Annotated in this window: 25 protein-coding genes; 11 read left to right on the top strand and 14 right to left on the bottom strand. The window is 62.2% G+C overall.

Features of this window, described 5'->3' with window-relative positions; genetic code table 11:
- Positions 1 to 76: 76 nt before the first annotated feature.
- Positions 77 to 1,300 (bottom strand): citrate synthase, encoded by a 1,224-nt coding sequence (locus F506_RS14675; protein WP_053198593.1) that lies wholly within the window; start codon positions 1,298 to 1,300, stop codon positions 77 to 79.
- Positions 1,301 to 1,404: 104 nt separating this feature from the next.
- Between F506_RS14675 and F506_RS14670 the strand changes: the two genes are divergently transcribed.
- Entirely contained in the window at positions 1,405 to 2,790 is a 1,386-nt protein-coding gene (locus tag F506_RS14670) for a CoA transferase (RefSeq protein ID WP_053198591.1), read from the top strand.
- Positions 2,791 to 2,796: 6 nt separating this feature from the next.
- On the opposite strand, the gene F506_RS14665 is transcribed toward F506_RS14670, so the two are convergent.
- Positions 2,797 to 5,073: a heavy metal translocating P-type ATPase gene (locus tag F506_RS14665; protein ID WP_053198590.1), complete on the bottom strand. Its 2,277-nt coding sequence runs from the start codon at positions 5,071 to 5,073 to the stop codon at positions 2,797 to 2,799.
- A 114-nt stretch (positions 5,074 to 5,187) separates the two neighbouring features.
- Here F506_RS14665 and cadR point away from each other — a divergent pair, with 114 nt between their 5' ends.
- From cadR to F506_RS14650, 3 genes are all read left to right on the top strand, one after another.
- Positions 5,188 to 5,640, top strand: a complete 453-nt coding sequence (cadR, locus tag F506_RS14660; RefSeq protein ID WP_053198588.1) for a Cd(II)/Pb(II)-responsive transcriptional regulator — start codon at positions 5,188 to 5,190, stop codon at positions 5,638 to 5,640.
- A gap of 111 nt (positions 5,641 to 5,751) precedes the next feature.
- A complete protein-coding gene (locus F506_RS14655) occupies positions 5,752 to 6,504 on the top strand; it encodes a DUF3658 domain-containing protein (RefSeq protein ID WP_053198586.1) in 753 nt (250 codons plus the stop codon).
- 90 nt (positions 6,505 to 6,594) lie between these two features.
- Complete coding sequence (locus F506_RS14650) at positions 6,595 to 6,957, top strand: NirD/YgiW/YdeI family stress tolerance protein (RefSeq protein ID WP_053198584.1); 363 nt, start codon at positions 6,595 to 6,597, stop codon at positions 6,955 to 6,957.
- Here the strand turns inward: F506_RS14650 and F506_RS14645 are convergent.
- Genes F506_RS14645 through F506_RS14635 form a run of 3 tightly spaced genes read right to left on the bottom strand, consistent with a single transcriptional unit; the run spans position 6,954 to position 10,829 of the window.
- Positions 6,954 to 7,943 (bottom strand): Gfo/Idh/MocA family protein, encoded by a 990-nt coding sequence (locus tag F506_RS14645; protein ID WP_053198581.1) that lies wholly within the window; start codon positions 7,941 to 7,943, stop codon positions 6,954 to 6,956. The genes F506_RS14650 and F506_RS14645 overlap by 4 nt on opposite strands.
- A 16-nt stretch (positions 7,944 to 7,959) precedes the next feature.
- Complete coding sequence (cueR, locus tag F506_RS14640; RefSeq protein WP_053201657.1) at positions 7,960 to 8,367, bottom strand: Cu(I)-responsive transcriptional regulator; 408 nt, start codon at positions 8,365 to 8,367, stop codon at positions 7,960 to 7,962.
- Between the two features lie 2 nt (positions 8,368 to 8,369).
- Positions 8,370 to 10,829 carry a heavy metal translocating P-type ATPase gene (locus tag F506_RS14635; RefSeq protein ID WP_053198579.1) on the bottom strand — a complete coding sequence of 820 codons (2,460 nt, stop codon included), beginning with the start codon at positions 10,827 to 10,829 and terminating at the stop codon, positions 8,370 to 8,372.
- Between the two features lie 172 nt (positions 10,830 to 11,001).
- Between F506_RS14635 and F506_RS14630 the strand changes: the two genes are divergently transcribed.
- Positions 11,002 to 11,199, top strand: coding sequence for a heavy-metal-associated domain-containing protein (locus F506_RS14630; RefSeq protein ID WP_053198577.1), 198 nt, complete (start codon positions 11,002 to 11,004; stop codon positions 11,197 to 11,199).
- Positions 11,200 to 11,255: 56 nt separating this feature from the next.
- Here F506_RS14630 and F506_RS14625 read toward each other — a convergent pair whose 3' ends face one another.
- The 3 genes from F506_RS14625 to F506_RS14615 are packed head-to-tail and all read right to left on the bottom strand — an operon-like array spanning position 11,256 to position 13,927.
- Entirely contained in the window at positions 11,256 to 12,425 is a 1,170-nt protein-coding gene (locus tag F506_RS14625) for a vWA domain-containing protein (RefSeq protein ID WP_053198575.1), read from the bottom strand.
- A gap of 22 nt (positions 12,426 to 12,447) precedes the next feature.
- The gene (locus F506_RS14620; protein ID WP_053198573.1) at positions 12,448 to 13,035 is read right to left on the bottom strand and encodes a GNAT family N-acetyltransferase; all 588 of its coding nucleotides are present in this window, start codon (positions 13,033 to 13,035) and stop codon (positions 12,448 to 12,450) included.
- Between the two features lie 37 nt (positions 13,036 to 13,072).
- The gene (locus F506_RS14615) at positions 13,073 to 13,927 is read right to left on the bottom strand and encodes an AAA family ATPase (protein WP_053198571.1); all 855 of its coding nucleotides are present in this window, start codon (positions 13,925 to 13,927) and stop codon (positions 13,073 to 13,075) included.
- A gap of 193 nt (positions 13,928 to 14,120) precedes the next feature.
- Between F506_RS14615 and F506_RS14610 the strand changes: the two genes are divergently transcribed.
- The 3 genes from F506_RS14610 to F506_RS14600 all read left to right on the top strand — a co-directional run bounded on the left by F506_RS14610 (position 14,121) and on the right by F506_RS14600 (position 17,170).
- A complete protein-coding gene (locus tag F506_RS14610) occupies positions 14,121 to 16,244 on the top strand; it encodes a site-specific recombinase (protein WP_053198569.1) in 2,124 nt (707 codons plus the stop codon).
- Between the two features lie 245 nt (positions 16,245 to 16,489).
- Positions 16,490 to 16,804, top strand: a complete 315-nt coding sequence (locus F506_RS14605; RefSeq protein WP_053198566.1) for a c-type cytochrome — start codon at positions 16,490 to 16,492, stop codon at positions 16,802 to 16,804.
- 12 nt (positions 16,805 to 16,816) lie between these two features.
- Positions 16,817 to 17,170, top strand: a complete 354-nt coding sequence (locus F506_RS14600) for a c-type cytochrome (RefSeq protein WP_053198564.1) — start codon at positions 16,817 to 16,819, stop codon at positions 17,168 to 17,170.
- A gap of 73 nt (positions 17,171 to 17,243) precedes the next feature.
- On the opposite strand, the gene F506_RS14595 is transcribed toward F506_RS14600, so the two are convergent.
- Entirely contained in the window at positions 17,244 to 17,663 is a 420-nt protein-coding gene (locus F506_RS14595; protein ID WP_053198562.1) for a DUF1841 family protein, read from the bottom strand.
- A 192-nt stretch (positions 17,664 to 17,855) separates the two neighbouring features.
- Here F506_RS14595 and F506_RS14590 point away from each other — a divergent pair, with 192 nt between their 5' ends.
- Entirely contained in the window at positions 17,856 to 19,061 is a 1,206-nt protein-coding gene (locus tag F506_RS14590) for a branched-chain amino acid ABC transporter substrate-binding protein (protein ID WP_053198561.1), read from the top strand.
- 45 nt (positions 19,062 to 19,106) lie between these two features.
- Here the strand turns inward: F506_RS14590 and nth are convergent, their stop codons facing one another.
- The 5 genes from nth to fdxA all read right to left on the bottom strand — a co-directional run bounded on the left by nth (position 19,107) and on the right by fdxA (position 23,800).
- Positions 19,107 to 19,757 (bottom strand): endonuclease III, encoded by a 651-nt coding sequence (gene nth / locus F506_RS14585; protein ID WP_053198558.1) that lies wholly within the window; start codon positions 19,755 to 19,757, stop codon positions 19,107 to 19,109.
- On the bottom strand, positions 19,754 to 20,473 hold the full coding sequence (rsxB, locus tag F506_RS14580) for an electron transport complex subunit RsxB (RefSeq protein WP_083457905.1): 720 nt from the start codon (positions 20,471 to 20,473) through the stop codon (positions 19,754 to 19,756). Before rsxB ends, nth begins: the two co-directional genes overlap by 4 nt.
- A 160-nt stretch (positions 20,474 to 20,633) precedes the next feature.
- Positions 20,634 to 21,869 carry a polyhydroxyalkanoate depolymerase gene (locus F506_RS14575; RefSeq protein ID WP_053198556.1) on the bottom strand — a complete coding sequence of 412 codons (1,236 nt, stop codon included), beginning with the start codon at positions 21,867 to 21,869 and terminating at the stop codon, positions 20,634 to 20,636.
- Between the two features lie 330 nt (positions 21,870 to 22,199).
- On the bottom strand, positions 22,200 to 23,282 hold the full coding sequence (locus tag F506_RS14570; RefSeq protein WP_053198554.1) for an NAD(P)/FAD-dependent oxidoreductase: 1,083 nt from the start codon (positions 23,280 to 23,282) through the stop codon (positions 22,200 to 22,202).
- Between the two features lie 194 nt (positions 23,283 to 23,476).
- Positions 23,477 to 23,800 carry a ferredoxin FdxA gene (gene fdxA, locus F506_RS14565; RefSeq protein WP_053198552.1) on the bottom strand — a complete coding sequence of 108 codons (324 nt, stop codon included), beginning with the start codon at positions 23,798 to 23,800 and terminating at the stop codon, positions 23,477 to 23,479.
- A gap of 330 nt (positions 23,801 to 24,130) precedes the next feature.
- Here fdxA and F506_RS14560 point away from each other — a divergent pair, with 330 nt between their 5' ends.
- Positions 24,131 to 25,348, top strand: coding sequence for an ABC transporter substrate-binding protein (locus F506_RS14560; RefSeq protein WP_235471161.1), 1,218 nt, complete (start codon positions 24,131 to 24,133; stop codon positions 25,346 to 25,348).
- 145 nt (positions 25,349 to 25,493) lie between these two features.
- Positions 25,494 to 26,666: a nicotinate phosphoribosyltransferase gene (pncB, locus tag F506_RS14555; RefSeq protein ID WP_053198550.1), complete on the top strand. Its 1,173-nt coding sequence runs from the start codon at positions 25,494 to 25,496 to the stop codon at positions 26,664 to 26,666.
- Positions 26,667 to 26,701 lie beyond the last annotated feature (35 nt).

The following is a 26,701-nucleotide window of genomic DNA, read 5'->3' as shown; positions in this document are numbered from 1 at the left end:
TGCTTATTCCGGAACGACGATGATAGCCCGATTTGCTGTCGCGAGCCTTACCGGCGCAGATCGTTGCCGGCGATGCCTAGGAGGGCGAACGCGCGGTGGGCGTGGCTGGACGAGGTCCGGTGTAAGCCGCGCGCGGGCGGATCAGTTCGCCGCTCGCGCGCTGCTCCAGCGCCTGTGCGATCCAGCCCATGCCGCGCCCGAGCGCGAACAGGCCGAACGCTGCGCCCACCGGCAATTGCAGATGGCGTCGCAGCGCCACCAGGGCGAAGTCCACCGACGCATGCTGGCCGATCAGGCCGTGGCTGGCGGTGATGATCTCGCGCCATGCCGGACGATGCGGCAACACTTCCGCCAGCAGCGCATTGGCGCGCACGTCGCCGTCGGGATACAGATGGTGGCCGAAGCCGGGCAGGTCATCGCCGCGCGCCAGGCGTCGTTGCAGTGCGGCGGGAAGATCTGCTTTTCGAGTGTCTCCGATTTCATCCAGCAAGGCTTCCACGCGCGCCGTGGCGCCGCCGTGTTTGCCGCCGGTCAGCGCCGCCAGTCCGGCGATGACCGAGGCGCGCAGGCTGGTGCCGGTGGACGCCACGCAGCGCGCGGTGAAACTCGACGCGTTCAGTTCGTGGTCTGCGCACAGCACCAGCGCCATGCGCACCAATGCGGCGCCGTGCGCGTCGAGCTTCCACGCTTTGGCGCATTGCTCGTGGAGCGGGGCTGGGGATGGTCGCGTGCCGAGCAGGCTGGCGGCAAGCAGACGCATCAGCGCGCCGCTGCCTTCGGCGGTGCGCTCGGGCGAGGTTTGCCATTGCGCGGTGGCGGCGTCGTCGCTGGCGATCGTGAACAGCGGCAGCAGCGATTCTTCCGCGCGGCGTCCGGAGAAATGCCTGAGCATGCCGGCGTAGGCGGGATGCGCCGCCACGACTGTCACTTCGCCGACGCCGAAAGCCTGCCGCACCTCGCAGTTCCACAGCAACGCGGCGACGTCTTCCACGGACTGCGATTGGGCCAGGGCGACGGCGTCGCGGCCACGATAGTAAAGCCGGCCGTCTTCGATCAATGTGATGGCGGACTCCAGCACCGGCAGGCCCCAATTGAGCGTCGCCTTGGCGACTTCCTTCGGCTTGCGTCCGCGCGTGCGCTGGGTCGCCAGGCGCGTGACTTCTTCTTCCAGATAACGGCTTTCACGCGCAGAACCGTCCGACTGGGCGCTGAGCAGGCCGCGGCTGACATAGGCGTACAAGGTCTGGCGCGAGACGCCGAGCGCGGCGGCGGCTTCGGCGGAGCTGAGGTAGGTGGGCATAGAGGATCCGAAGGCAGTTTATGTTGATTATATTAATCAATATTGACAATTAAAACGAGCGGAATATGCTGCAAGCATCTTCACCAATCTTTCGATGAAAGGTCATGATGTCTGCTGAATCACACCCAAGCACGCAGGCTTTCCTGCGCGAGATCTGGCTGGCCGCGCGGGGCGAGTCCGCTTTCCTCGAACAAGTCCGCCTGAGCGGCGAGGGTAGTCTGCCGTCGGTCTTCGCGGTGACCGACCTGGCTGCTGGCGCTATCGGCGCGGCCGGCCTGGCGGTTGCGGAACTGGTGCAGGCGGCCGGCGGCGCTGCACAGGAAGTGGCGGCCGACCGCCGGCTGGCGTCGTTCTGGTTCGGTACGTCGCTGCGGCCGCAAGGCTGGGAAGCGCCGCCCTTGTGGGACGCGGTGGCCGGTGACTACCAGGCGGCGGATGGCTGGATACGCTTGCACACCAACGCGCCGCATCATCGCGCGGCGGCGTTGGCGGTGTTGGAGGTGCCGGTCGACAGGGCCGCCGTCGCCCAGGCCGTGGCGCGATGGAAAACGGAGGAGCTGGAGGCCGCCGTTGTCACGCACGGCGGTTGCGCCGCCAGGATGCGCACGATGGAGGAATGGCGGGTTCATCCGCAAGGCGCTGCCGTGAATGGCGAACCGTTGTTGCATATCGCCGATGCGCCGGCGGGCGCGAAGCCCGGCTGGCCGGTCAATCCGCAACGCCCCTTGCAGGGCATTCGCGTGCTCGACCTGACGCGCGTGCTGGCGGGGCCGACCGCGACGCGCTTCATGGCCGGCTTCGGCGCCGACGTGCTGCGCCTCGATCCGCCCGGCTGGGACGAGCCGGGCGTGGTGCCGGATCTGGTGCCGGGCAAGCGCTGCGCGCGGCTCGACCTGCGCACTTCGCAGGGGCAGGAAATCTTTACGCAATTGCTGGCGCAGGCGGATGTGATGGTGCACGGCTATCGCTCCGACGCGCTGGCCGGCCTCGGCTTCGACGCGGCAAGCCGTCGCCGCATCAATCCCGCACTGGTCGACGTCAGTCTCGATGCCTATGGCTGGAGCGGCCCGTGGAAGGCGCGGCGCGGTTTCGACAGCCTGGTGCAGATGAGCAGCGGCATTGCCGAAGCGGGCATGCGCCGGCTCGGACGGGACAAGCCGACGCCGCTGCCGGTGCAGGCGCTGGATCATGCGACCGGCTACCTGATGGCGACGGCTGCGATCCGTGGATTGACGCAGCGCCTGAAGACCGGCAAGGGAAGCGAGGTGCGCACGTCGCTGGCGCGCATGGCGCAGTTGCTGGTGACGGGGTCCGGCAATCAGGCCGATGCCGCGCTTGCGGCGGAAAACGCCGGCGATCTGGCGCCTGCAATCGAGCAGACATTCTGGGGGCCGGCGCAACGCGTAAGCGGTGCGGTGACGGTGGGTGAAACGATGATGGCCTGGGACCGGCCGGCTGCACCGCTGGGTTCGGCGCAGCCGGCGTGGTGAATATCTTTACAGCGAACGGACCAGCCGCAAGCCGTTGAACACCACGATCAAGCTTGCTCCCATGTCGGCGAACACCGCCATCCACAGCGAGCTCTCGCCGGCCAGCGCGAGCGCCAGGAACACGGCCTTGATGCCGAGCGCGATCGTGATGTTTTGCATCAGCACGCGATGGGTCTTCTTGCTCAGGCGGATGAAGTCGGGAATTTTGCGCAGGTCGTCGTCCATCAGCGCGACATCGGCGGTTTCCAGCGCCGTGTCGGTGCCGGCCGCACCCATGGCGAAACCGATCTGCGCACGCGCCAGCGCCGGCGCATCGTTGATGCCGTCGCCGACCATGCCGACGTAGCCGCGCCGGGCAATCAGCTCGCCGATTGCCGCCAGCTTGTCTTCCGGCAGCTGATCGCCGCGTGCATCGTCAAGCTGCACGATGTCGGCGATGGCACGGGCGGTGTGCGCGTTGTCGCCGGTCAGCATGGTGACGCCGACGCCGAGCTGCTTCAATTGGGCGATGGCGTCGCGACTGCTGTCGCGCACCGTGTCGGCGACCGCCAGCAGCAACTGGGCCTTGCCGTCGCGGCACAGGATGGTGGTGGTCTTGCCTTGTTTTTCCAAGGCCAGCAAGCGTTCTTCCAGGGCCGGACTGCACATGTCGAGTTCGTGCACCAGCCGATGATTGCCGAGGTAAAACGCGCTGGCGCCGATGCTGCCTTGCACGCCGCGTCCGGTCAGCGCTGCGAAATCGGCGACGTCTTCTGCGATCGCGCCGGCTTGCCGGGTTTTCCAGTGCGCTGCAATCGCCGCCGAGACCGGATGGTCGGAACGCAAGGCGAGGCTGGCGGCCTGCGTGAGCAGGCTTGCCTCGTCGCCGCCGGACAGCAGCTGCACGTCGGTGACAACCGGCTTGCCGTGCGTAATGGTGCCGGTCTTGTCGAGCGCCAGCGCCTTGAGCCGGCGGCCTTGTTCCAGATACACCCCGCCCTTGATCAGGATGCCGTGGCGCGCTGCTGCAGCCAATCCGCTGACGATGGTCACCGGCGTGGAAATCACCAGCGCGCAAGGGCAGGCGATCACCAGCAGCACCAGCGCCTTGTAGAGCCACGGATAGAAGGGCACGTTAAAGAGCAGCGGCGGCAACACCGCTACCAGCACGGCTACCGCCACCACGGCAGGGATGTAATAGCGCGCGAACTGATCGACGAAGCGCTGCGTCGGCGCACGCTGGCCTTGCGCCTGCTGCACGCTTTTGACGATGCGCGACAGCGTCGATTCGCTTTGCACGGCTGTGACGCGATAATCGAACGCGGTCTGGCCGTTGATGGTCCCGGCGAACACCTGGTCGCCGGTCTGTTTGGCGACCGGCATGCTTTCGCCGGTGATGGGCGCCTGGTTGATGGCGGGCTGGCCGGCGGTGACGACGCCGTCGAGCGGGACGCGCTCGCCGGGTTTGACGCGCACCTCGGCATTCAACGCCACTTGTTTTGCGGCGACCCCGATCCAGGCGCCGTCCTGCAATACCGTGGCCTGATCCGGCGTCATGGCCATCAAGCCGGCGATGGCATTGCGGGCGCGATCCAGTGACAGCGATTCGATCATTTCGGCCAGCGTGAACAACACGATGACCACGGCAGCCTCCGGCCATTGGCCGATGATGGCGGCGCCGATCACCGCCAGCGACATGAGGAAGTTCATGTTCAGCGACAAGTGGCGCAACGCGATCCAACCCTTCCTGAGCGTGTCGAGTCCGCCGACCGCAATCGCCAACAGCGCCAGCGCGATCACCGTCAGCGAACCGTCGTCGCCGCTGGTCCATGCCACGACCTCTGCGGCCAGCGCAGCCACGCCGGCAATGCCCACCATCAGCCATTTGCGTGCGGGAATCGCGTAGGACGCACTGTGATCGTCATCACCGCCGGCCTCGGCATCGAGCGTGTCGCTCTTCACCTTGGGCAGCATGTCGAGCGCGGCCAGCGTCTTCACGATTGGCTCGACCGAGGGCAGGCGATGCTGCACGGTCAGCTCGCGCTGGATCAGGTTGAACTGCATGGCGGCGATGCCGTCCATGTTGGCGAGGCGTTCGCGGATCAGCTTTTCTTCGGTGGGGCAATCCATTTTCTGGATGAAGAACACGGCCTCTTCGGCATCGGCCAGACCGGCCGGCCTGGTGTTGTCGGTGGAGGAGTCGGCGTGCTCATGTTTATGGTCGTGTGTGTGCCCATGTCCATGAGTGTGTTCGTGGATGTTGGTGACTTTCTTGCCATGATTGTGTTTACAGCAATTCGACATGCGTGCTCCTGACAAGCGGAATATGAGGGCTTGCTGTATATTAAAAACCCTGAACCAGCTACAAGGTCAAGCCTTTTATAACCTTGCTTGCAGGCTGGTTATCCGGAGGGAAGCATGGATGCATTGAAGATAGGTGAACTGGCGGCGCGCACCGATTGCCCGGTTGAAACCATCCGCTACTACGAGCGCGAGGCCTTGCTGCCCGCGCCTACGCGCTCGCAGGGCAATTACCGCCTGTACGGCGACGCCCACGTTGAACGGCTGCAATTCATCCGCCATTGCCGTTCGCTCGACATGACGCTCGATGAGGTGCGCAGCCTGTTGCAATTCCGCGATGCGCCGGAGGAGAACTGCGGCGAAGTCAACGCCTTGCTCGACAAGCACATCGGTCACGTGGCCCAGCGCATCGCCGAGCTCAAGAAGCTGCAGGTGCACCTGAAAAGCCTGCGCGCGCAATGCGACACCGCGCAGGCGACCCGGGACTGCGGCATCCTGCAGGGGCTGGCCAACATGGGCGACGACAGCAAACCGGTCAATCTCGGCAGCCACGGCAGCGGCTGTCATTAGGCGTTGTTTCCAGAATTTTTGCGATGAACGCAGGTAGTCGATTCGGTTCCAATGAGATTCCTCCGCGGCATGTCGCCGCCGGAGTGATGCTTATGGAGAAGAAAGGCGTTCATGACGGAATTTCACGTGGTCAGTTTTGTCGGCACCGCCGATGCAATGCGTATTGCCTTTCCGGACGCGCACGTGTTTTGCGCGTGGGACGATTACAGCGTGGGGCCGCTGGACGACGGTCATGGAAGAGCCGATTTCTGGCGCCGCATGGCGCAAGGATACAGCCGGGAATGCATGGCGGAGTCGACGGACTGTTTTGCTCCGTGGCATGAGATGAAGTCGGTTCTGGCCGGCGCGGATTGTTCCAGGATCTTCATCTGGCATAGCGGAAGCGGATCGGAACAGGTATTCCTCCGAATGGCCTGTTCTTGGCTGGGAGAGCTCGACCACGCCCTGCTGGCGGTCCGGACGCCGGCCTGCGGCGGAGTTCATTCGACCGCTGCATGGCCACCGGGGCAGTTGAGAAAATTCATCGCGAATGCCGTGCCGGTGTCGCGGTTGCAGCGAGAAGAGTATGCGCGGGAATTCGCCGCCATCTCCGCCCAGCCGGAGATGTTGCGCGAGTGCGACGAGAGCGGCCATTTGCATTGTCGACCCATGAACGTGCATGACGATCTCTTGCTGGCCTGCTGTTCCGGGCAATGGCAACGCGCCGTGGCGGTCGTGGGTGAAGCGATGGGACGTGTCGACCAGCGGAACGCACAAGGGGATGTTTTCTGGAGTTCTCGTTTGCAATATCTGGTGGATTCCGGCCGGATTGAAGCCGACGGCGAGCGCGTCGCCCTGGGTGCATATCGGGTCCGCTTGCGGTGAACGGTGATTTTCCGCAAACAGATTGAGTCGGAACCAATGTCGTCTGCGGTTTTCCAACTTCGTCATTGAGACATCCATAAGGAAGCAGTCATGAAAAAATCCACCCGCGCGCTCGCCTGTTGGGCATTGGTCACCATCGCGGCAACATCAGCAATTCCCGTATTCGCCCAATATACCGGCCCCTCGCACAAACCGGCGATACAGACCGTCGCCAGCGCCGCCAAGTCCGCAGATGACACGCCTGTGGTGCTGGTGGGCACCATCATCGCCAAGCTTCGCGACGAGCATTACACCTTCCAGGACGGCAGCGGCAAGATCGAGATCGAAATCGACGACAAGCATTTCCCGTCCACGCCGATCAATGAAACCACCAAGGTCCGCATCCACGGCAAGGTCGACAAGCATTTCGGCAAGGATGCGACGATCGACGTCAAGAAAGTGGAGCCGTTCTAAGAATTTTTTCCCAGGATACGATCCAGCGCCCAGCTGGTGCGCGCTGCCGTCCGTCCCGTCGACGGATGCGTGGTACTTCCGCGCAGATGCGCTTGCATGTTGCGCACGTGATGCAGCTGGATGTTGTCCGGATTTGCGATGGCAACTTCTTCGACGCCGGCGGCGGTGGTCAGCTGCAGCGGGGCCTCTTCAAACACCGGGAAGGTGATCTTGCCGAGGCTGCCGGTGATCTCCACCTTGTCGCAGCGCTCGAAGCTGCCGAAGTTCCAGCTACCGCTGCCCGTGACGCCGGAGGCATGTAGCCAGGCGCCGCTGACCGTGTCGGCGGCCGAATACAGTTCCTGCTGATTGGCGCTGCATCCCGAAGCTTGCATCACCTCGCCCAGCAAATACGCAAACAGGTCGATGCCGTGACTGGCGAGATCGTCGAAGTAACCGCCCGCCGCGATGGCCGCATCGGTGCGCCAGTTATAGGCGCGGCTCAGGTCGAGCGGCGAGGGTGTGCGGCTGAATTGCCAGCCGACATGGCGCGGTGAGCCGATGCGACCTTCGTCCAGCCAGCGTTTGACCTGGGCGAAGCGCGGCAACGACCGCCGGTAATAGGCGACGAACAAGGGCAGGCCACGGCTTTCAAAAGCCGTGTAGATGGCTTCGCATTCGGCGAATGTCGGCGCCATCGGTTTTTCGATGCAGCAGGGCTTGTTCGCTGCAGCCACTTTCAAGGCGTAGAGCAGGTGCGTGTCAGGCGGCGTCGCGATGTAGACGGCATCGACGTCCGGATCGGCGATCAGCGCGTCGGCATCGTCGTAGTATCGCGCAACTCCATGCCGGCGCGCATAGTCGGCAGCCTTGGCGGCGTCGCGGCGCATCACGGCATGCAGCGCGAAGCCGGGAGTTTGCTGATAGGCCGGACCGCTCTTGCGTTCGGTGACGGCGCCGCAGCCGATGATGCCCCAGCGAATGGTGTCGGGAAGCGTGCTTGTCATGGGCTTGGTCAGATGGTCAATGTGTCCCGGACGGAAGCTCGGCGCTCAGGGCATCGAGGATCGGACAATCGGGCCGGTTGTCGCCGTGGCAATCGTGGGCGAGTTGCTGCAAGGTCGATTTCATCGCCTGCAGTTCACGTATTTTGACATCGAGCTCGGCAATGTGATCATTCGCCAACTGCTTGACCTTGCGGCTCGGGCGCGATTGGTCCAGCCACAATCCCATCAGGTCGCCGATCTGCTTCATCGAAAAACCGAGCACGCGGCCTTGCCGGATGAAGCGCAGCAGGTGCACGTCGCGTTCGCCGTAGATGCGATAGCCGGCGTCGGTGCGAGCCGCTTTGGGCACCAGACCGATATCCTCGTAGTGGCGGATCATTTTGGCGGACACGCCGGAAGCCTGTGCGGCTTCGCCGATGTTCATGGTCATGTCTGTGCTCCCTGGGATTGCCGGGACTCCTTTGGTTTCCAACGCTTGAGCAGCAGTGCATTGCTGACCACGCTCACGCTCGATATCGCCATCGCCGCGCCGGCGATCATCGGATTCAGCAATCCGAACGCCGCCAGCGGAATGCCGACGATGTTGTAGATGAACGCCCAGAACAGGTTCTGGCGGATCTTGCCATAAGTGCGCCGCGAGATGTCGATGGCATCCGCCACCAGCGATGGATCGCCGCGCATGAGCGTGATGCCGGCGGCCTGCATGGCGACGTCGGTGCCGGTCGACATGGCGATGCCGACATCGGCTGCGGCCAGTGCCGGTGCGTCGTTGATGCCGTCGCCGACCATCGCCACCAGTGCGCCGTCCTTGCGCAATTCGCCGATCGCCTGCGCCTTGTCGGCCGGCAGGATGTTGGCGCGGAAATCGTCGAGTCGCAGTTGCTGCGCCACGTGCGCGGCGGCGCCATAGTTGTCGCCGCTGAGCATGACGGTGCGTACGCCCAGTGCATGCAGGCTGTTGACGGCTTGCTGCGCGCTGTTCTTGAGCGTGTCGCCGAAGGCCAGCAGGCCGAGCAGGGCGACCTGGCCGCCGTCGGCTTCGCTTTGCGCCAGCCAGGAGATGGTGCGGCCTTGCTGCTCCAATGTTTTTGCAATGCCGGCCAGTGCCGCGTGCTGATCGGGCGTTGCGCCGAGTTCCTGCATCCAGCGCGCGCTGCCGAGATAGCTCAGGCGATTGCCGATCAGCGCCTGCGTGCCGCGTCCGGGGACTGCCTTGCTGTCGTCGGCTGCGGCCGGGGTGAGATGTCTCTGTGCAGCGGCGGCCATTACCGCATGCGCCAGCGGATGCTCGCTGTTGCGCTGTAACGCGGCGGCGAGAGCGAGAAGCCGGTCGGCATCGTTGTCGAGCGCATGCACGGCCGCCAGCAGCGGCTTTCCTTCGGTCAGCGTGCCGGTCTTGTCGAAGGCGACCACGCCGATGCGATGGGCGATTTCCAGCGCTTCCGCATCCTTGATCAGGATGCCGTAACGCGCCGCGATGCCGGTGCCGGCCATGATTGCAGTCGGCGTCGCGAGACCGAGCGCGCAGGGGCAGGCGATCACCAGCACGGCGACGGCATTGAGCAGCGCCTGTTCCCAGTCGCCGGCGATCAGGCCCCAACCCAGCAGCGTCAGCAAGGCCAGAACCAGCACCACCGGCACGAACACCGCGCTGACCTGATCGACCAGGCGCTGGATGGGGGCTTTCGCGGCCTGGGCGTGTTCCACCATGCGGATGATGCGGGCCAGCACGGTTTCCGCGCCGATGGCAGTGGTTTCGATCAGCAGCAAGCCGTCGCCGTTGATGGCGCCGCCGGTGACGTGATCGCCGCCGTGTTTTTCCATCGGCAGGCTTTCGCCGGTGAGCATGGATTCGTCCAGATGGCTGGCCCCCTCGCGCACCACGCCGTCGACCGCGACGCGTTCGCCGGGACGCACCACAACCAGGTCGCCGAGCCGGATGGCCGATAAGGCGACTTCGCTGTCGACGCCATCGCGCCGCACCGTCGCCTTGTCCGGACGCAGCGCATTGAGCGCGCGGATGGCGTCGGCGGTCTGGCGCTTGGCGCGGGTTTCCAGCCATTTTCCGAGCAGCACCAAGGTAATCACCGCAGCCGAGGCTTCAAAGTAAAAGTGCGCCGCGCCGTGTCCGGAGTGGCCGCCTTGCCATTGACTGAACAGTTGATAGAGCGACAGGCCATAGGCGGCGCTGGTGCCGAGCGCGACCAGCAAATCCATGTTGCCGGTGTATGCCTTCACGGCGCGCCAGCCGGCGCGATAGAAGCGCGCGCCGAGCCAGAACTGCACCGGCGTCGCCAACAGCAATTGCCAGATGCCGGGCAATTGCCATTCGATACCGAACGGCATCAGCAGCATCGGCAGAACCAGCGGTGCGGTAAGGAGGGCGCCGACCGCCACCGGCCACCACGATGGCGCCGCAGCAGGTTTTTGCCCGCTTGCTTGCGCCGTAGCGGGCAGGCTGGCGGAGTAGCCGGCGCGCTCGACGGCGGCGATCAGCGTGTCGACGGCGACTTCGCTGGTGGTGGTCAATGTGGCTTTTTCAGTGGCGAGATTGACGGAGACGGCGCTGACGCCGCTCACTTTGGAAAGTGCTTTCTCAACGCGGCCGACGCAGGAGGCGCACGTCATGCCGGCGATGTCGAGCGTCACCTCCTGTTGCCTGACATCGTAGCCGGCCTTGTTGACGGCGGCGATCAGCTGGTCGGCGTGCACATCCGGGCCGGCCTGTATGGTCGCCCGTTCGGTGGCAAGATTGACGCTGACGTCCTGCACGGCGGGAACCGCACGCAAGGCTTTTTCGACGCGGCCGACGCAGGAAGCGCAGGTCATGCCTTCGACGGCAAGCGTCAGTTCCTGCAGCTTGGGGGACAGTGTGGCGGAGTTCATGGATGGCTCATCAAGGGATTGATCACAGGGTCAGCATGATCCTTCCCATCATGGTAAGGTCAAGACCTATTTTGACACGATTTACGAAATATCAACGGATGAGGCGCTTGACCTTCACCATGTGGGAAGGTTTAAGCTGGTCTCTTTCCATCATGTAAGAAGGAGCAATACCATGCTGACATTCAACGTCCAGGACATGACCTGCAACCACTGCGCCAGCGCCATCACGCGCGCCGTCAAGGACGTCGACGCCAACGCCAGGGTCGAGGTCCAGGTCGCCGAGAAGCGCGTCAACATCGACAGCAGCGTCGCGGCAGCCGAGTTTGAAGAGGCAATCAAGGATGCCGGCTATACGCCGGTTGCGGCTTGAGATTCAGTTTGAATTCCAGCTTGAATTCCAGCCGGAATGCGGCCGAATGAGCCCGGCTACTTGCTGAGCAGGCGCATTGCCCGTTCCAGGCCTTCAATGGTCAGCGGAAACATGCGCTGGCTCATCAGTTGCTGGATGATCGAGATCGATTGGCGGTATTGCCACAGGCCTTCCGGTTCCGGATTGAGCCAGGCGAAGTTGGCGAAGGTGCTGGTGAAGCGCTGCAGCCAGACGGCGCCGGCCTCGGGATTGTTGTATTCCACCGAGCCGCCCGGCTGGACGATTTCGTAGGGGCTCATGGTGGCGTCGCCGACGAAGATCAGCTTGGTGTCGGGCGAATATTTGTGCAGCAGGTCCCAGGTCGGGAAGCGCTCGGCATGGCGCCGGCGGTTGTTCTTCCACACGTAGTCGTAGACGCAGTTGTGGAAGTAGAAGAACTCCATGTTCTTGAATTCCGTCTTGGCGGCGGAAAATAATTCTTCGGTGCGCGTGATGTGGTCGTCCATCGAACCACCGACGTCGAACAGCATCATCACCTTGATGTTGTTGCGCCGTTCCGGCTGCATCCGGATGTCCAGGTAACCGGCGTTATTGGCGGTGGCGCGGATGGTGTCGTCCAGCGCCAGTTCTTCATCGGCGCCGTCGCGGGCAAACTTGCGCAGACGGCGCAGCGCCACCTTGATATTGCGCGTGCCGAGTTCGCGCTCGCTGTCGTAATCCTTGTACGTCCGTTCGTCCCACACCTTGACCGCGCTGCGGTTCTTGCTCTCGCCGCCGATGCGGATGCCTTCCGGGTTGTAGCCGCTGTTGCCAAAGGGCGAGCTGCCGCCGGTACCGATCCACTTGTTGCCGCCTTCGTGGCGCTCATGCTGTTCCTTGAGCAACTCCTTGAGGCGGTCCATCAGCTTGTCGTAGCCGAACTTCTCCAGCGCCGCTTTCTGCTCCGGCGTGAGTTCGCGCTGCATGCGCTTCATCAGCCAGTCGAGCGGGATTTCGGGATTCTTTTCAAAGATCGTTTCGATGCCCTTGAAATAACTGCCGAAGGCCTTGTCGAACTTGTCGTAGTTGGCTTCATCCTTGACCAGCGTGATGCGCGCGAGATAGTAGAAGTCGTCGATGTTGGGCGAGATGACATCCTTTTGCATGGCCTCGAGCAGGATCAGGAACTCCTTGATGGAGACCGGGACCCGTGCATCCTTGAGCGTGAAAAAGAAGTCGATCAGCATAAAGCGTTCATCCGGTAATGCCTCAGTGTCCGAGCTTGAATTGCAGATGGCGCTTGATGGCCGGCCATTCGGATTCGATGATGGAATAGACCACCGTATCGCGCAGCGAGCCGTCCGGCATGCGCTGGTGATTGCGCAGGATGCCGTCCTGTTTGGCGCCCAGGCGCAGGATCGCCGCGCGCGATTGCTGGTTCATCCAGTGGGTGCGGAATTCGACGGCGATGCAGTGCAGGGTCTCGAAGGCGTGCGTCAGCAGCATCAGCTTGCATTCGGTGTTGATGCCGGTGCGCTGGGCGCTGGCGGCGGTCCAGGTCGAGCCGATTTCGACGCGGCGATGGACCGCGTCGGCGTTCATGTAGGTCGTCATGCCGCACAGCGAGCCGGTGTCGTGGCGGCGCGTGACGAAGGGCAGCATCGTGCCTTGCTCCTGCAGGCGCAGTCGGCGTTCGATCTCGGCGCGCATGTTTTCCGGCTTGGGAATGGCGGTGTACCAGAGCTTCCACAGCTTGCCGTCGGAGGCCGCTGCGATCAGCGCATCGTGGTGGTCGAGCGACAGCGGCTCGAGTGTGGCGTAGTGGCCTTTGAGCGTGATCGGATGCAGGAATTGCATGGCGGACTCCTTGCGTGGGCAGGCGAGGTTGATCGGGCTATCGATTGTTGCGCGACATGAACACCAGGCGTTCGAACAGATGCACGTCTTGTTCATTCTTGAGCAACGCGCCGTGCAGCGGCGGGATGGCGGCCTTGCCGTCCTTGCTGTGCAGCGTCTCGGCCGGGATGTCCTCGGCCAGCAGCAGCTTGAGCCAGTCGATCAGTTCCGAGGTCGACGGCTTTTTCTTCAGGCCGGCGATGTCGCGCACTTCATAAAAGGTCTGCAGCGCCTGCGCCAGCAGATCGCGCTTGAGGTGCGGGAAATGCACGTCGACGATCTGCTGCATGGTGTCCTTGTCGGGGAACTTGATGTAGTGGAAGAAGCAGCGGCGCAAAAAGGCGTCCGGCAATTCCTTCTCGTTGTTCGAGGTGATGATCACCAGCGGGCGATGCTTCGCGCGCACCATTTCGCGGGTTTCGTACACATAGAATTCCATGCGGTCGAGTTCGCGCAGCAAGTCATTGGGGAACTCGATATCGGCCTTGTCGATTTCGTCGATCAGCAGCACTTGCGGCTCGTCGGCGCTGAAGGCCTGCCACAGCACACCCTTGACGATGTAGTTGTGGATGTCCTTGACGCGCTCATCGCCGAGCTGGGAGTCGCGCAGCCGCGACACCGCGTCGTATTCATACAGGCCTTGCTGCGCCTTGGTGGTGGATTTGATGTGCCATTGCAGCAATGGCCGGTTCAGCGCCGCCGCGACTTCTTCTGCCAGCATGGTCTTGCCGGTGCCGGGCTCGCCTTTGATCAGCAGCGGGCGTTGCAGCGTCAGCGCGGCGTTCACCGCGAGTTTCAGGTCGTCGGTGGCGACGTAACTGGAGGAACCTTCGAAGCGTGTTTCTTGTCGCATGGCGGGGGTGTCATCAGGACGAAAATAAATCCGAGTATAAGGTAAAAAGGCCGGGCTTCCCGTGCGTCGGGCGGCGCAGACGGTTCGCTTTGCTTGAAAGCCGGCTTTTCGTCCCCATATACCGAGGTCAGAGGAATTTGCTGCAGCGCCGAGGTTGCGGCAGGCCCTTTTCCTCATGAAAACAGAGTGAGGCATGAAGTTTCTTTTTCTTAAGATGCGCGTGATCTGGCGGCGTTTCCGCCACGGTCTGCAGGCGCGTTACGAACACCATGGCGAACACGGACCGCAGCTGGAAGTGCTGATGCGCCGCGCCGACCCCGATTCCGCCTGGCACGACCGCGCCAACTGGATGATCGACGTCGCCGAATGGGTGCGCCATCAACCCAAGGTTTCCCTGCTCGACGCCGAGGGCTGGCGCCGGGTCAAGCACCAGCGCGTGCGCGCCATGCTGGACTGGCTCGATGCGCATCGGGACATCCGCCGCCAGGTCCAGAGCTGCCTGCAAAAGACGCTGCGCGAGGCGAGCGGGCCGGAACTGTTTTCGGTCACGGGCCTGCCGCACGAACCGGCCTTTTTCACGGAGCTGACCGAACGCGCTTTCAAGATGGTGTTGCCGCGGCATTTGTCCCCAAGCGAACTGCCGACCCTGTTCGCCGCCATGTTCCCCGATCCGGACGACGCCGAATGGCTGCTCGAACTGGATCAGGCGTTGCAGGAGCGGCTGTGGAAGCTGGCTGCCGACGATGGCATTTCGCATACCTATTGGCAGCAGATCGAAGAGGCGCTGACCTATCTCACCACGGTCGTGGTGGCTGACGGCATCAGCCCGGCGTTCCGCCAGCGGCTGGAACCGAAGATGCCGCTGCAGGCCACGCCCTTCATGGCCTTGCGGCGCGAGATGGAAGCCTATCTGCGCGCCGGCCCGCACGACGAAGGGGCCTTGCGCAGCGCGCGCATGCTGATCGCCGTATGCCAGGCCCAGACCGATCGCATTTATGCGCATCTGGATGAATACGGTGTCTCGGTCAGCCTGGTCTATCGCATCGAACGCATGCGCGCCCAGCTCACGCGCATGGGGCGTCTGATCGACGTGCGCTCGGCCACGTGGCGGGAGCCCAGGACAGGTCGCGGGGCCGGTCGCGTGCAGTTGCTGCTGGCCGATCTGATCGCCGCGCATCACAGCCGTTCTTCGGTGCGCAGCCTGGTGCGGCGCAGTTTCGCGCTGCTCGCGCGCAAGATGGTCGAACGCAGCGCCGATCACGGCGAGCATTACATTGCGCGCGACCGCGCCGGCTATCGCGCGATGCTCAAGGCCGCCTGTATCGGCGGCGTCGTCACGGCGTTCACGGTGCTGGGCAAGATTGCGCTGACCAGTCTGGGAATGGCGCATTTCTTTGAAGGGGCGTTTGCTTCGATCAACTATGCGGTCAGCTTCCTGGTGATCGCCGCGCTGGGCGGCGTGCTGGCGACCAAGCAGCCTGCAGTGACCGCGCCGGCGCTGGCCGCCAAGATGGGCGAGCTGGACACCGTCGACGGCCTGCGTGCGCTGATCGGCGAAACCGCCATGTTGCTGCGCTCGCAGGCGGCGGCGATTTTCGGCAATCTGATCGCGGTGATCCCGACCATGTTGCTGATTACGGCCGGTTTCCTGCTGGCGTCGGGGACCACCCTGATGACGCCGGAAAAGGCCCGCGCCGCCTTGCACAGCCTGTCGCTGGTCGGACCGGCGCCCTTGTACGCGGCCCTGACGGGCATCCTGCTGTGGCTGTCTAGCCTCGCCGCCGGATTTGCCGACAACTGGTTTGCCTTGCGCCGCCTGCGCGAAGCGCTGGCGCACCAGCGTCGGCTGGTCCACGCGCTGGGCGCTGCACGCGCGGCGCGCTGGGCCGTCTGGCTGGAGCGCCATATCGCCACCATTGTCGGCAACGTCTCGCTGGGCGTCTTGCTCGGCATGACGCCGGTGGTGGCGGAATTCTTCGGCCTGCCGCTGGAGGTGCGCCATGTCACGCTGGCAACCGGCACGCTGGTGGCGGCCGCCGCCAGCCTGGGCTGGGGCATTGTGGCGACGCCGGCATTCTGGCTGGCGGTCAGCGGCATCGTGCTGATCGGTGCGCTCAATGTCGGCATCGCGTTCTTGTGCGCGATGACGCTGGCTTTGCGTGCGCGGGAAATCCCGGCGCGCATTCGTCGCGTGGTTTTTCGTGCTGTATTGCGACGTTTTGCGGCCTCGCCATTGACGTTTTTCTTCCCGGAAAAAGCCGTCAACGCTGCTGCGAGGCCAGTTCCGAGCGAGTCGGAAGTCGAAGAAGAGGGCTGAAGCACCGCAATAAGACGAGGATGCAGGGGAAGGATGTTGTAATTTGGAGCGCTGTGACAGATTGACTCACGGCGCTGTTGGGGTAAAATCAACCGGTTTTTTGGCGTCGCAGGGGACGGGCGAGAATGCTTGATCAATCCAGTCAGCAAATTGGTTGAGCCAATAATGTATAGCCAAACCTGTGGAACCAGCTTCGAAAAGTCATGTGTTTCGCTTTAGTTTGATTTTTATTTACCCCTGCCAATATGAAAAAACTCTTCGTACTGCTCGCTCTCGCGGGTGTTGCCAGCGCGGCCTCGGCCGTCGATCTTGCAGGTAACACCGGCAAGGTCAATGTGTCGATGTGCATCGGCTGTCACGGGATTCCAGGCTACAAGGCAACTTTCCCCGAGGTCTACCAGGTCCCTATGCTGGGCGGCCAGTCTGAAAAATATATCGAGAACGCGCTGAAGGCCTATCAAAAAGGCGAGCGTAAGCATCCGTCCATGCAGGGCATCGCCGGCAGCCTGTCCGACAAGGACATCGCTGAACTGGCTGCTTACTACTCACAGCAAAAATAAGGGAAGCACGAGATGAAAAAGATCCTGACCTGGGCCGTGTTCGCCGCTGCCTCCGTTGTTTCCCTGCAAGCCGCTGCGGCGGGCAATGCCGAATCGGGCAAACTGCTGGTTGAAAAGTACAACTGCGCTTCCTGCCACGGCAAAGATTTCAATTCCCCGATCGATCCTTCGTATCCGAAGCTGGCAGGCCAGCATCAGGATTACCTGCAGCACGCACTGGTGTCGTATCGCCGCGGCAACGACGGCATGAACGGCCGCACCAACGCCATCATGGCCGGTCAGGCCAAGGTGCTGACCGACAAGGATATCCAGGACATCGCGGCTTACCTGCACAAGCTGCCGGGTTCGCTGGTGCTGGAAAAGTAAAGAAGCAAGCGAGGCCTCGCCTCACGGTAAAAAGCCACGGCATGCCGTGGCTTTTTTTATGCGCTCAGGGAAATCATCGCCGCTTGATGCTCTCAATGTAGGCCGCGCCGTCCGGCGGCAAGCCGCTGCGCTGGGAATTCCAGATCATCTCGCCCAGGCATTCCATGATTTCGTGATGCGCGTCGTGCGCCGATCCCTTGCGCTGGGCCAGTGCTTCGAAAGCCTTGCGGATGCCGGGCGGCTGGTCGATGGAAATCTGCTCGCTGATCGACAGATGCATCGACAAATGCAGGAAAGGGTTGTGGCCTTGTTCGACCGAATAATCGGCGGCCAGCGCCTGCTCGACGTCCTTGAGCGCGTCGTCGTATTCGGGATGCTCGATGATCCAGTCGCGGGCGATGGCTTCGAGGGGAGTCAGGATCTCGTTGGCGCGATACTTGCGAAACGCTTCGCAAAAGAAGCGGCGGACATCATGCTGGGACGGGTTGAACATTGCGGCGGCTGGCGAAACGCGGAAAAAGAGTATTGTACGCCGTGTGGGGCAAATCGTCCGGGGCGGCCGGGCTGCCCGGTTCGGTGCAGGCGAAGTGAATTCCGGCCGTGCGCATGAAATTGTCATGCGGTAATATATCTCCGCAAGACGAGCAAACATCGTCACATCTCACGCAATGAGGGGACACCATTCATGAAACTCAGGCTCTGCAGGCGGCAGCTCGCGTTCCTGTTGCCGGCGCTGTCGTCGTCGCTGCTGTTGCTGTCCTTGTTTTCTCTCTCCTCGCACGCCTCGATCACCAAGACAAATCCGGAAGACGACGACGGCCGGATCGTGCTGATCGGCTACGCCGGGCCGTTAAGCGGGACCTCCGCCGCCGTTGGCAAAAGCATGGCCAACGCCGCGCAACTGGCGGTGGACGAAGCCAACAAGCGCGGCCTGCAAATCCAGGGCAAGCAGATGCAATTGAAGCTGCTGACCCAGGACGACCGCACCAATCCGCGCACTGCCGAATTCATCGCTCGCTACCTGGTGCGCAGCGGCGTGGTGGGCGTTATCGGACATTGGAACAGTGCGGCCAGCCTGGCCGCCGCGCCGATTTACAATGCGGGCGGCGTGATCCAGATCTCGCCGGCCAGCATGAGCAATCTCTATACGCAGCAAGGCAATCGTGCCGCCTTTCGCACCATTGGCAACAACGGCAGCGCCGGCAGCTACACCGCCGATTACGCGGTCAAGACCTTGCAGGCCAAACGCTTCCTCGTGGTGGATGACGGCACCCCGTTCGGGCGCGGCTTCGTCGAACAATTCAGCCGCACGGCGCGGGAGCTGGGCGCGCAGATTGTCGGTTCCCACAGTGTCAGCGACAAGACCTCGGATTTCAATGCGGTGCTGGCCGATGCCGCGCGGCTGCGTCCGGACGCGGTGATGTTCGGCGGTCTTGAGTTGCAGGCCTCGACGCTGGCGCGCAGCCTGAAACGGCGCAATCCGGATATTCGCTTCATCGGTTCCAGCGGGACGGTGGGGTTGCCGTTCCTGCGTGCGGCGGGCGCCGACGGCAACGGCAGCATCGTGCTGGAGCCGGGACTGCCGATGGGAAAAATGCCGGGCTGGAAGAATTTTGAAAAGAACTACATGCAGAAATTCGACAGCAACATCGAGCTGTTCGCACCGTTTGCCTATGACGCCACGCAGGTGCTGATCGCGGCGATGCGCCAGGCCAATTCGACGGAACCGAAAAAGATAGCCCAGGCGCTGCATGAAATCCGCTTCAACGGCATGACCGGCATGATCTCGTTCAACCAGGACGGCGATCTCAACAATCCCACCTTCACCATCTACGAGGTGGAGAACCAGAGCTGGGTGGTGAAGAAGGTCATCACCGGCAGCGCCAACTAAGACCCCGGGTCTTTATGAAACGGGTTCTTGGCGCTGTCCAGGCGGCTATACGCCTTTTTCGGGCAGCGGAGTTTTTTGCCTGAACTCGCACAGATCGGCGATGAGGCAGTTCCAGCATTGCGGTTTGCGTGCGATGCAGGTGTAGCGGCCGTGCAGGATCAGCCAGTGATGAGCGTCCTGCAGGAATTCGGGCGCGATGAATTTCATCAGCTTGCGTTCGACTTCGTCCACGTCCTTGCCCGGCGCAATGCCGGTGCGGTTGGAGACGCGGAAGATGTGCGTATCGACGGCGATGGTCGCATGACCGAAAGCCGTGTTCAACACCACATTGGCGGTCTTGCGGCCCACGCCCGGCAGGGCTTCGAGCTCTTCACGCGTTTGCGGCACCTCGCCGCCGTGCTGTTCCAGCAGGATGCGGCAGGTTTCAATGACGTTCTTGGCCTTGGTGCGGAACAGGCCGATGGTCTGGATGTAGGGGATCAGCCCGTCCACGCCCAGTTTATAGATCTTGGCCGGCGTGTTGGCGACCGGGTACAGCTTGCGCATGGCCTTGTTGACCGAGACGTCGGTGGCTTGCGCCGACAGCAGCACGGCGATCAGCAGCTCGAATGGCGTGGTGTATTCCAGTTCGGTGGTCGGCGTCGGATTGGCTTGCCGCAGGCGGTTGAATATCTCTCGGCGCTTTTCGCTGTTCATGGCTGGCGGATTGGCTTGGGGGTTGGTTGATCGTTGGCGAGGGCTTGTTCTTTTTTCAGGCGCGCGCGTTCGATTGCGGCCTGGATGATGGCTTTCTTGCGGTCCTGCTCGGCTTTCTCGGCCGGCGTCAGCGCGTCGGCGGCTTCCACCTCTTTCAACTTGGCTGCGGCTTTGGCGGCCAGACGGTCATCGTTTTCCTGCTTTTCGCGGCGCAGGCGGAAGTTGCGGAAGTCATGCCGTGCGCGGGCGGCGTCGGCCTGTTCCTGCGACCACGCCTGCCAGCCGGTCAGACCCGGCGTGACTTCGACCATGGCGATGCAGTCGACCGGGCAGGGCGCCACGCACAGGTCGCAGCCGGTGCACAGATCGGGCAGCACCGTGTGCATCTGCTTGGCGGCGCCGACGATGGCGTCGACCGGGCAGGCCTGGATGCATAGCGTGCAGCCGATGCAGGCGGCTTCGTCGATGACGGCGCGCGTGCGCGGACGTTCAAGACCGTTGGCCGGGTTCAGCGGCAGCAGCGGCTTGGCCAGCAATTGCGCCAGGCGCGCCACGCCCTCAGCGCCGCCCGGCGGACACTGGTTGTAGCCGGCGCTGCCGTCGGCGACCGCTTCCGCATAGGGCCGGCAGGCGGGATAGCCGCACTTGCCGCACTGGGTTTGCGGCAGCAGGTTTTCGATCTGGTCGGCGAGAGTGAGGACTGCTGAGGAAGACACGTTGGATGGCTGGTAAAAAATGGCTGAACGGCTGGATGGGCGTGTAGCCGTATTATCCCGGAAACCGACGCTGCGTGGAGAGGAGCCGCGGCGCGCAGGCAATAAAAAAGCCTTTGCCTTGTGACGGGCAAAGGCTTGCGGACCCCCGAGGGCAGACCGTTCAGGAATTCGCCTTGATGAATTCGCCGATTTTCGGACAGATCACTTCGCGCCAGCGGCGGCCCGAGAAGATGCCGTAGTGGCCGCATTTGGGGGCGGTGAAGTGTTGCTTGCGCGACTTCGGGATCGACGAGCACAGGTCCTGCGCCGCCTGGGTCTGGCCGGAGCCGGAGATGTCGTCCAGTTCGCCCTCGATGGTGAACAGCGCCACCGACTTGATGTCCTGCGGGCGCACCAGCTTGCCTTCGATATTCCAGGTGCCCTGCGGCAGATCGAAGTCCTGAAACACGATCTTGATGGTTTCCAGGTAGAACTCGGCAGGCATGTCGAGCACGGCATTGTATTCGTCGTAGAACTTGCGATGGCTTTCGGCCGATTCGTCGTCGCCGTCGCGCAGGTGCATGTAGAAGTCCCAATGGCTTTCGGCATGGCGACGCGGGTTCATGGCGACGAAACCGGCGTGCTGCAGGAAGCCGGGGTAGACCTTGCGGCCGAAGCCCGGATAGTTGGCCGGCACGCTGTAGATCACGGTATTTTCAAACCAGCTGAACGGCTTTTCGGTGGCCAGATCATTGACGGCGGTCGGCGATTTGCGCGCGTCGATCGGGCCGCCCATCATGGTCATGCTCTTGGGCAGCTTGGGATCGTTGGCGCTCGCCATCAGGGCGATCGCGGCCAGCACCGGCACGGTCGGCTGACACACGGAGATCACATGCACGTCCGGACCCAGGGTGCGGATGAAATCCTGGATGTAATAGACATAGTCGTGCAGGTGGAATGCGCCCTTTTCGAGCGGCACCATGCGTGCGTCGGTCCAGTCGGTGATGAACACGTCATGGTTCGGCAGCAAGCCGCGCACGGTGTCGCGCAGCAGCGTGGAGTGATGTCCCGACAGCGGCGCGACCAGCAGCACGGTGGGCTGCTTGAGCGCGGCGAATTGCTTGCTGTCGAGGTCCTTGCTGAAATGGATCAGGCGGCAGAAGGGCTTGGTTTCGGCGATTTTTTCGACGATTCCGACGGTCTTGCCGTTGATTTCGGTCGATTCGATCTGGAATTCGGGTTTTTCGTAGTCTTTGCCGAGCCGGTAGAGCAGTTCGTAACCGGCGGCGATACGTTGTGCGAACGGCGCGTGGGCCAGTGGGGAGACGGGGTCGGAAAACAGTTTTGCCGAGGTCTCTGCCCATTGCATCAAGGGGTTGAGAAAGGCGCGGTTTAATTCATGAAGTTGATAAAGCATGGCTGACCTTTACACATATTACGCATGAAGCTGGCTGATTAGTCCATAACGGCATTGTGTGCTGTCAAGACTACAATTCTTGCTATGTTGCAATGCAATATTTTAACACGGTTTGCTTGGCGCCGTAGTACGCCGGGCCATGATAAAAACACGGAATGTCGACAAAGAATTTTCAGGTTGTCGGATAAATTATGTCTTTTTATTCAACGATTTATAGCAACATTATCGGCGTCCGAATGTCGATCTTGAATGAATCTGCACGCCGGACCAAAAGAAAAAGCCCCTGTCCGCGAGGAGGGGGCTTTTTTCTGTGGCCTACGGTGATCGGGATCAATCGAAAACCGGTGTTTCCACGCCGAGGATCTTGTGCAGTTTCGGCGAGGTCGTCGTGTACTGCATGTGGATCTTCTTTTCCGGGAAGATATAAGGCGCTGCGCCGAAGGCGGCCAGCGCGGCTTCGTGGAAGCCCGACAGAATCAGCTTCTTCTTGCCCGGATAGGTGTTGATGTCGCCGACCGCAAAGATGCCCGGCACATTGGTTTCAAACTTCTCGGTGTCGACCACCTTCAGTTGCTTGCGCTCGATGTCCAGGCCCCATTCAGCAATCGGGCCCAGTTTTGGCGACAAACCGAAGAACACCAGCAGCATGTCCAGCGGCAGGCGGCGGGTAACGCCGTCGGCGCCGGTGACCTTGATTTCGGACAGCTTGCCGTCCTTGGCTTCAAAGCCGGTGGCCTGGCCGACGATGAATTGCATCTCGTACTGTTCGCACAGTTCCTTCATCTTGGCCACAGAGGCCGGCGCCGCGCGGAATTCTTCGCGACGGTGCAGCAGCACCACGGATTCGGCCTTGCCGACAAAGTTCAGCGCCCAGTCCAGCGCGGAGTCGCCGCCGCCGCAGATGACGATGTTCTTGCCTTCAAACTGGGCCGGGTCCTTGACGCGGTAGAACAGTTGCGAACCGTCGAAGGCCTCGATGCCGTCGACCTTCAGCGTGCGCGGCTGGAACGAACCGACGCCGGCGGCGATGAAGATGGTCTTGGTGATGAACTTGGTGCCCGCCGAGGTTTCCAGGTCGAAACGCCCGTCTTCGCGCTTTTGCACGACGGTGACTTCCTGGCCCAGATGGAAGGTCGGATCGAACGGTTCGATCTGCTTCAACAGGTTGTCGGTCAGTTCCTGGCCGGTGCAGACGGGCACGGCGGGAATGTCGTAGATCGGCTTGTCCGGATACAGCTCGACGCATTGGCCGCCGACGTTGGCGAGCGAGTCGATGACATGCGCCTTGATTTCCAGCAGGCCGAGTTCGAATACCTGGAACAGGCCGACCGGGCCGGCGCCGACGATGACGGCATCGGTTTCAATCGGCGTTGTCTTGCCGGCATCAGCAGCGGCAATCTTGAAGTTGTCCATAAAAAATCCAATTTCCGTTTCAGTTGAGGGTGTTTCCAGACTCAATTGGCTACCGGCCGGGGCGGGTTTGCATAGCGGCTTGCGCATGCATTCCCGGTCTCGGCTGTATGGCTAGAAGTGAAAGCTGTCTGTTGAAGGAGCGTGCCGGCTGCTTGCCGGCGCCGCTCCGTTGCGGCGCTGTCAGGCGGTGATGCTCAGCGCTGCAGGAACTCCAGCTTGTTCTTGGCGTCTTTCCATTCCTCGGCTTCGGCCAGCGGCGCCTTGGTTTTGGTGATGGAAGGCCAGAAGCGCGCCAGTTGCTCATTGAGCTTGATGAATTCCTGCTGATCGGCCGGGACGTCTTCTTCCGCATAGATCGCATTGACCGGGCACTCCGCCACGCACACGGCGCAATCGATGCACTCGTCGGGATCAATGGCGAGGAAATTCGGGCCTTCGCGGAAGCAATCAACCGGGCATACATCGACGCAGTCCGTATAACGGCAGCGGATGCAGGAGTCGGTCACAACGTGGGTCATAACAGTCCTATCTGTAAAATTTCTTTAAAACCTGGGCAAACTCAGCCGGAATTAGTGGCAATATGGCGCGGTTCAATCGAGGTAAATGACGATTGCCGCCTGAATTCCTGGTTGTTCCCTGATTGCAGCGCGCTTTGCAGGCAGATTTGAGGCAAATCAGCCGCTCGCGCGACAATTCCTATACAACCGGCTGGAAAGCCTTGTATTTTAAGGCAATTCAACTTTTCTCACAAATGAGGCTTATACAGATTACGTATAAGTAAATATGAAATATTCATTCGTCAAAGGACAAGATCAAAAGTGAATGACGAACAAGCAAAGACGGGTTTCATGAAGCACGCTCTGACCGGGCTGGCGGCGGTGCTCGTGCTGGGATTGGGACTTGGCCCGGCGGACGTTGCCGCCCAGGCCGGGAACATCCGCATCGGCGAAATCAACAGCTATACCGGCGTGGCGCAGTCGAGCCAGGCTTACCGCAACGGCGCCGACCTCGCCGTGGCCGAAATCAATGCCGCCGGCGGCTTGCTGGGGCGCAATCTCGAACTGATCTCGCGCGACGACAGCGGCAGTCCCGACGAAGCCGTGCGGCACGCCGAGGCATTGATCAAGACCGATCGCGTCGACGTGCTGACCGGCTCCATGCTGTCGAACGTGGCGCTGGCAGTGGCCAGGACCGCGGCGTCCGAGAAGAAGCTGTTCGTGGTCGGCGATGCCCTGTCGGACGCCATTACGCTGGACAAGGGCAATCGCTATACCTTCCGTCTGCGGCCCTCGACCTATACGCAGGCCGCCATGCTGGCGGAGGCGGCCGCCAAACTGCCGGCACGGCGCTGGGCCATCGTCGCGCCTAATTACGAATACGGACAAAGCGCCGTCGCCAACTTCAAGCTGTTGCTGAAAGAGCGCCGCCCCGACGTTGAGTTCGTCGCCGAGCAATGGCCGGCGCTGGGCAAGATGCGCGCGGAGGTGGTTGTCAAGGCCCTGCGCCAGGCACGTCCCGATGCAATCTTCAACGCCGCCTTCGGCAGCGATCTGCAGCAGTTCGCTGAAGAGGGGAGTCGCCAGGGCCTGTTCGCTGCCAGCACCGTCTTCTCGATGTCCGCCGGCCCGGCGCTGGGCGACGTGCTGGCGCAGTATGAAGGCACCAAAAACTGGGTGGTGCTGGGCTATCCGTCGGAGCAACTCGCCACCCCCGAGCATCAGCGCTTTCGAGAGGCCTACCTGAAGCGCTTCAATGAACGGCCGCTGCTGCAGGCGGTATTCGGCTACAGCACCGTGATGTCGATTGTTGCGGGGATCAAGAAGGCCGGCTCGGTCGATTCTGAAAAACTGGTGACGGCCATGCGCGGGCTGAACGTCGAGACGCCGGTCGGACCGATCACCTTCCGCGCCCACGACCAGCAGTCGAGCATGGGCGCATTCGTGGCGACGCTGGTATGCAAGGATGGCCGCAGCAACATGACCGAATGGCGCTACCTCGACGGTGCGCGCTACATGCCGGACGACGCCTACATCAAGGGACGCCGGCCGGCATCGGCGATGCGCTGAGCGGTTGCAAATCCTTGCGCTGCATGCAAGCGGTTTGCGCCGCCAAGTAACCCCCCACGCAGGCGGGGCACGATCTCCCTTATCCAAGGTAAGATAGTGCCCCTTGTCCTCTCCAGCACACGATCATTCCGAATCGTCAGGCGCCATGATTATTTCTTCCTTGCTCGACACCGACCTCTACAAGTTCACCATGATGCAAGTGGTGCTGCACCACTTTCCGGGGGCGCAGGTCGAGTACCGCTTCAAATGCCGCAACGACAATGTCGATCTGACGCCCTACATCGACGAGATCAAGGCCGAGATCGCTGCGTTGTGCCGCCTGCGTTTCCGCGAGTCGGAGCTGGCCTACCTGCGCAGCTTCCGTTTCATCAAGAGCGATTTCGTCGATTTCCTCGACCTGTTCCATCTCAATGAAAAGTACATCAGCGTTACGCCGTCGCCGGTCGGCAACGGTGAGATCGAGATCCAGGTCAAGGGCCCGTGGCTGCACACCATCCTGTTCGAAGTGCCGGTGCTGGCGATCGTCAATGAAGTGTATTTTCGCGCCACCCAGCGCGATCCGGATTACGAAACCGGCCGCGCGCGCCTGCGCGACAAGATCGCGCTGCTGACCGACAATCCGCTGCTGGACGGCTGCAAGATCGCCGACTACGGCACGCGCCGCCGCTTCTCGCGGAGCTGGCACGCGGAAGTGATCCTGGCGATGAAGGACCACATGGGCAGCCATTTCGCCGGCACTTCCAACGTCCAGTTCGCGATGCAGCACGATCTTACGCCGCTGGGCACGATGGCGCATGAGTATCTGCAAGCTTGTCAGGCGCTCGGTCCGCGCCTGCGCGATTCGCAGATTTACGGCTTTGAAATGTGGGCGCGCGAGTACCGTGGCGACCTCGGTATCGCCTTATCGGACGTGTACGGCATGGATGCTTTCCTGCGCGATTTCGACATGTACTTCTGCAAGCTGTTCGATGGCGCGCGCCATGATTCCGGCGATCCGTTCGAATGGGGCGAGCGCCTGCTGAAGCATTACGACAACAATCGAGTCGACTCCAAGAGCAAGGTGCTGGTGTTCTCCGACGGTCTCGATTTCGACAAGGTGGTGTCGCTATACCTGCGCTTCAAGGATCGCGCCAAGGTGGCTTTCGGCGTCGGCACCAACCTGACCAACGACCTCGGTTACACGCCCTTGCAGGTGGTCATGAAGATGGTGCGCTGCAATGGCCAGCCGGTGGCGAAACTGTCCGATACGCCGGCCAAGAACATGTGCGACGACGAAGCCTACGTCAAGTATTTGCGGCAGGTGTTCGAGATCCAGTAAGTCCTTGCGGCGCTGCTGCCGGCGAGAGGATTTTG

Source organism: Herbaspirillum hiltneri N3 (genome assembly GCF_001267925.1).
Taxonomy (GTDB): domain Bacteria; phylum Pseudomonadota; class Gammaproteobacteria; order Burkholderiales; family Burkholderiaceae_D; genus Herbaspirillum; species Herbaspirillum hiltneri.
This window is presented reverse-complemented; position numbering and strand designations above follow the sequence as displayed.

Coding starts and splice junctions, on each gene's coding strand:
- F506_RS14675 (WP_053198593.1), bottom strand. CDS start 1,300: ATGCCCACCTACCTCAGCTCCGCCGAAGCCGCCGCCGCGCTCGGCGTC.
- F506_RS14670 (WP_053198591.1), top strand. CDS start 1,405: ATGATGTCTGCTGAATCACACCCAAGCACGCAGGCTTTCCTGCGCGAG.
- F506_RS14665 (WP_053198590.1), bottom strand. CDS start 5,073: ATGTCGAATTGCTGTAAACACAATCATGGCAAGAAAGTCACCAACATC.
- cadR (WP_053198588.1), top strand. CDS start 5,188: ATGGATGCATTGAAGATAGGTGAACTGGCGGCGCGCACCGATTGCCCG.
- F506_RS14655 (WP_053198586.1), top strand. CDS start 5,752: ATGACGGAATTTCACGTGGTCAGTTTTGTCGGCACCGCCGATGCAATG.
- F506_RS14650 (WP_053198584.1), top strand. CDS start 6,595: ATGAAAAAATCCACCCGCGCGCTCGCCTGTTGGGCATTGGTCACCATC.
- F506_RS14645 (WP_053198581.1), bottom strand. CDS start 7,943: ATGACAAGCACGCTTCCCGACACCATTCGCTGGGGCATCATCGGCTGC.
- cueR (WP_053201657.1), bottom strand. CDS start 8,367: ATGAACATCGGCGAAGCCGCACAGGCTTCCGGCGTGTCCGCCAAAATG.
- F506_RS14635 (WP_053198579.1), bottom strand. CDS start 10,829: ATGAACTCCGCCACACTGTCCCCCAAGCTGCAGGAACTGACGCTTGCC.
- F506_RS14630 (WP_053198577.1), top strand. CDS start 11,002: ATGCTGACATTCAACGTCCAGGACATGACCTGCAACCACTGCGCCAGC.
- F506_RS14625 (WP_053198575.1), bottom strand. CDS start 12,425: ATGCTGATCGACTTCTTTTTCACGCTCAAGGATGCACGGGTCCCGGTC.
- F506_RS14620 (WP_053198573.1), bottom strand. CDS start 13,035: ATGCAATTCCTGCATCCGATCACGCTCAAAGGCCACTACGCCACACTC.
- F506_RS14615 (WP_053198571.1), bottom strand. CDS start 13,927: ATGCGACAAGAAACACGCTTCGAAGGTTCCTCCAGTTACGTCGCCACC.
- F506_RS14610 (WP_053198569.1), top strand. CDS start 14,121: ATGAAGTTTCTTTTTCTTAAGATGCGCGTGATCTGGCGGCGTTTCCGC.
- F506_RS14605 (WP_053198566.1), top strand. CDS start 16,490: ATGAAAAAACTCTTCGTACTGCTCGCTCTCGCGGGTGTTGCCAGCGCG.
- F506_RS14600 (WP_053198564.1), top strand. CDS start 16,817: ATGAAAAAGATCCTGACCTGGGCCGTGTTCGCCGCTGCCTCCGTTGTT.
- F506_RS14595 (WP_053198562.1), bottom strand. CDS start 17,663: ATGTTCAACCCGTCCCAGCATGATGTCCGCCGCTTCTTTTGCGAAGCG.
- F506_RS14590 (WP_053198561.1), top strand. CDS start 17,856: ATGAAACTCAGGCTCTGCAGGCGGCAGCTCGCGTTCCTGTTGCCGGCG.
- nth (WP_053198558.1), bottom strand. CDS start 19,757: ATGAACAGCGAAAAGCGCCGAGAGATATTCAACCGCCTGCGGCAAGCC.
- F506_RS14575 (WP_053198556.1), bottom strand. CDS start 21,869: ATGCTTTATCAACTTCATGAATTAAACCGCGCCTTTCTCAACCCCTTG.
- F506_RS14570 (WP_053198554.1), bottom strand. CDS start 23,282: ATGGACAACTTCAAGATTGCCGCTGCTGATGCCGGCAAGACAACGCCG.
- fdxA (WP_053198552.1), bottom strand. CDS start 23,800: ATGACCCACGTTGTGACCGACTCCTGCATCCGCTGCCGTTATACGGAC.
- F506_RS14560 (WP_235471161.1), top strand. CDS start 24,131: ATGAAGCACGCTCTGACCGGGCTGGCGGCGGTGCTCGTGCTGGGATTG.
- pncB (WP_053198550.1), top strand. CDS start 25,494: ATGATTATTTCTTCCTTGCTCGACACCGACCTCTACAAGTTCACCATG.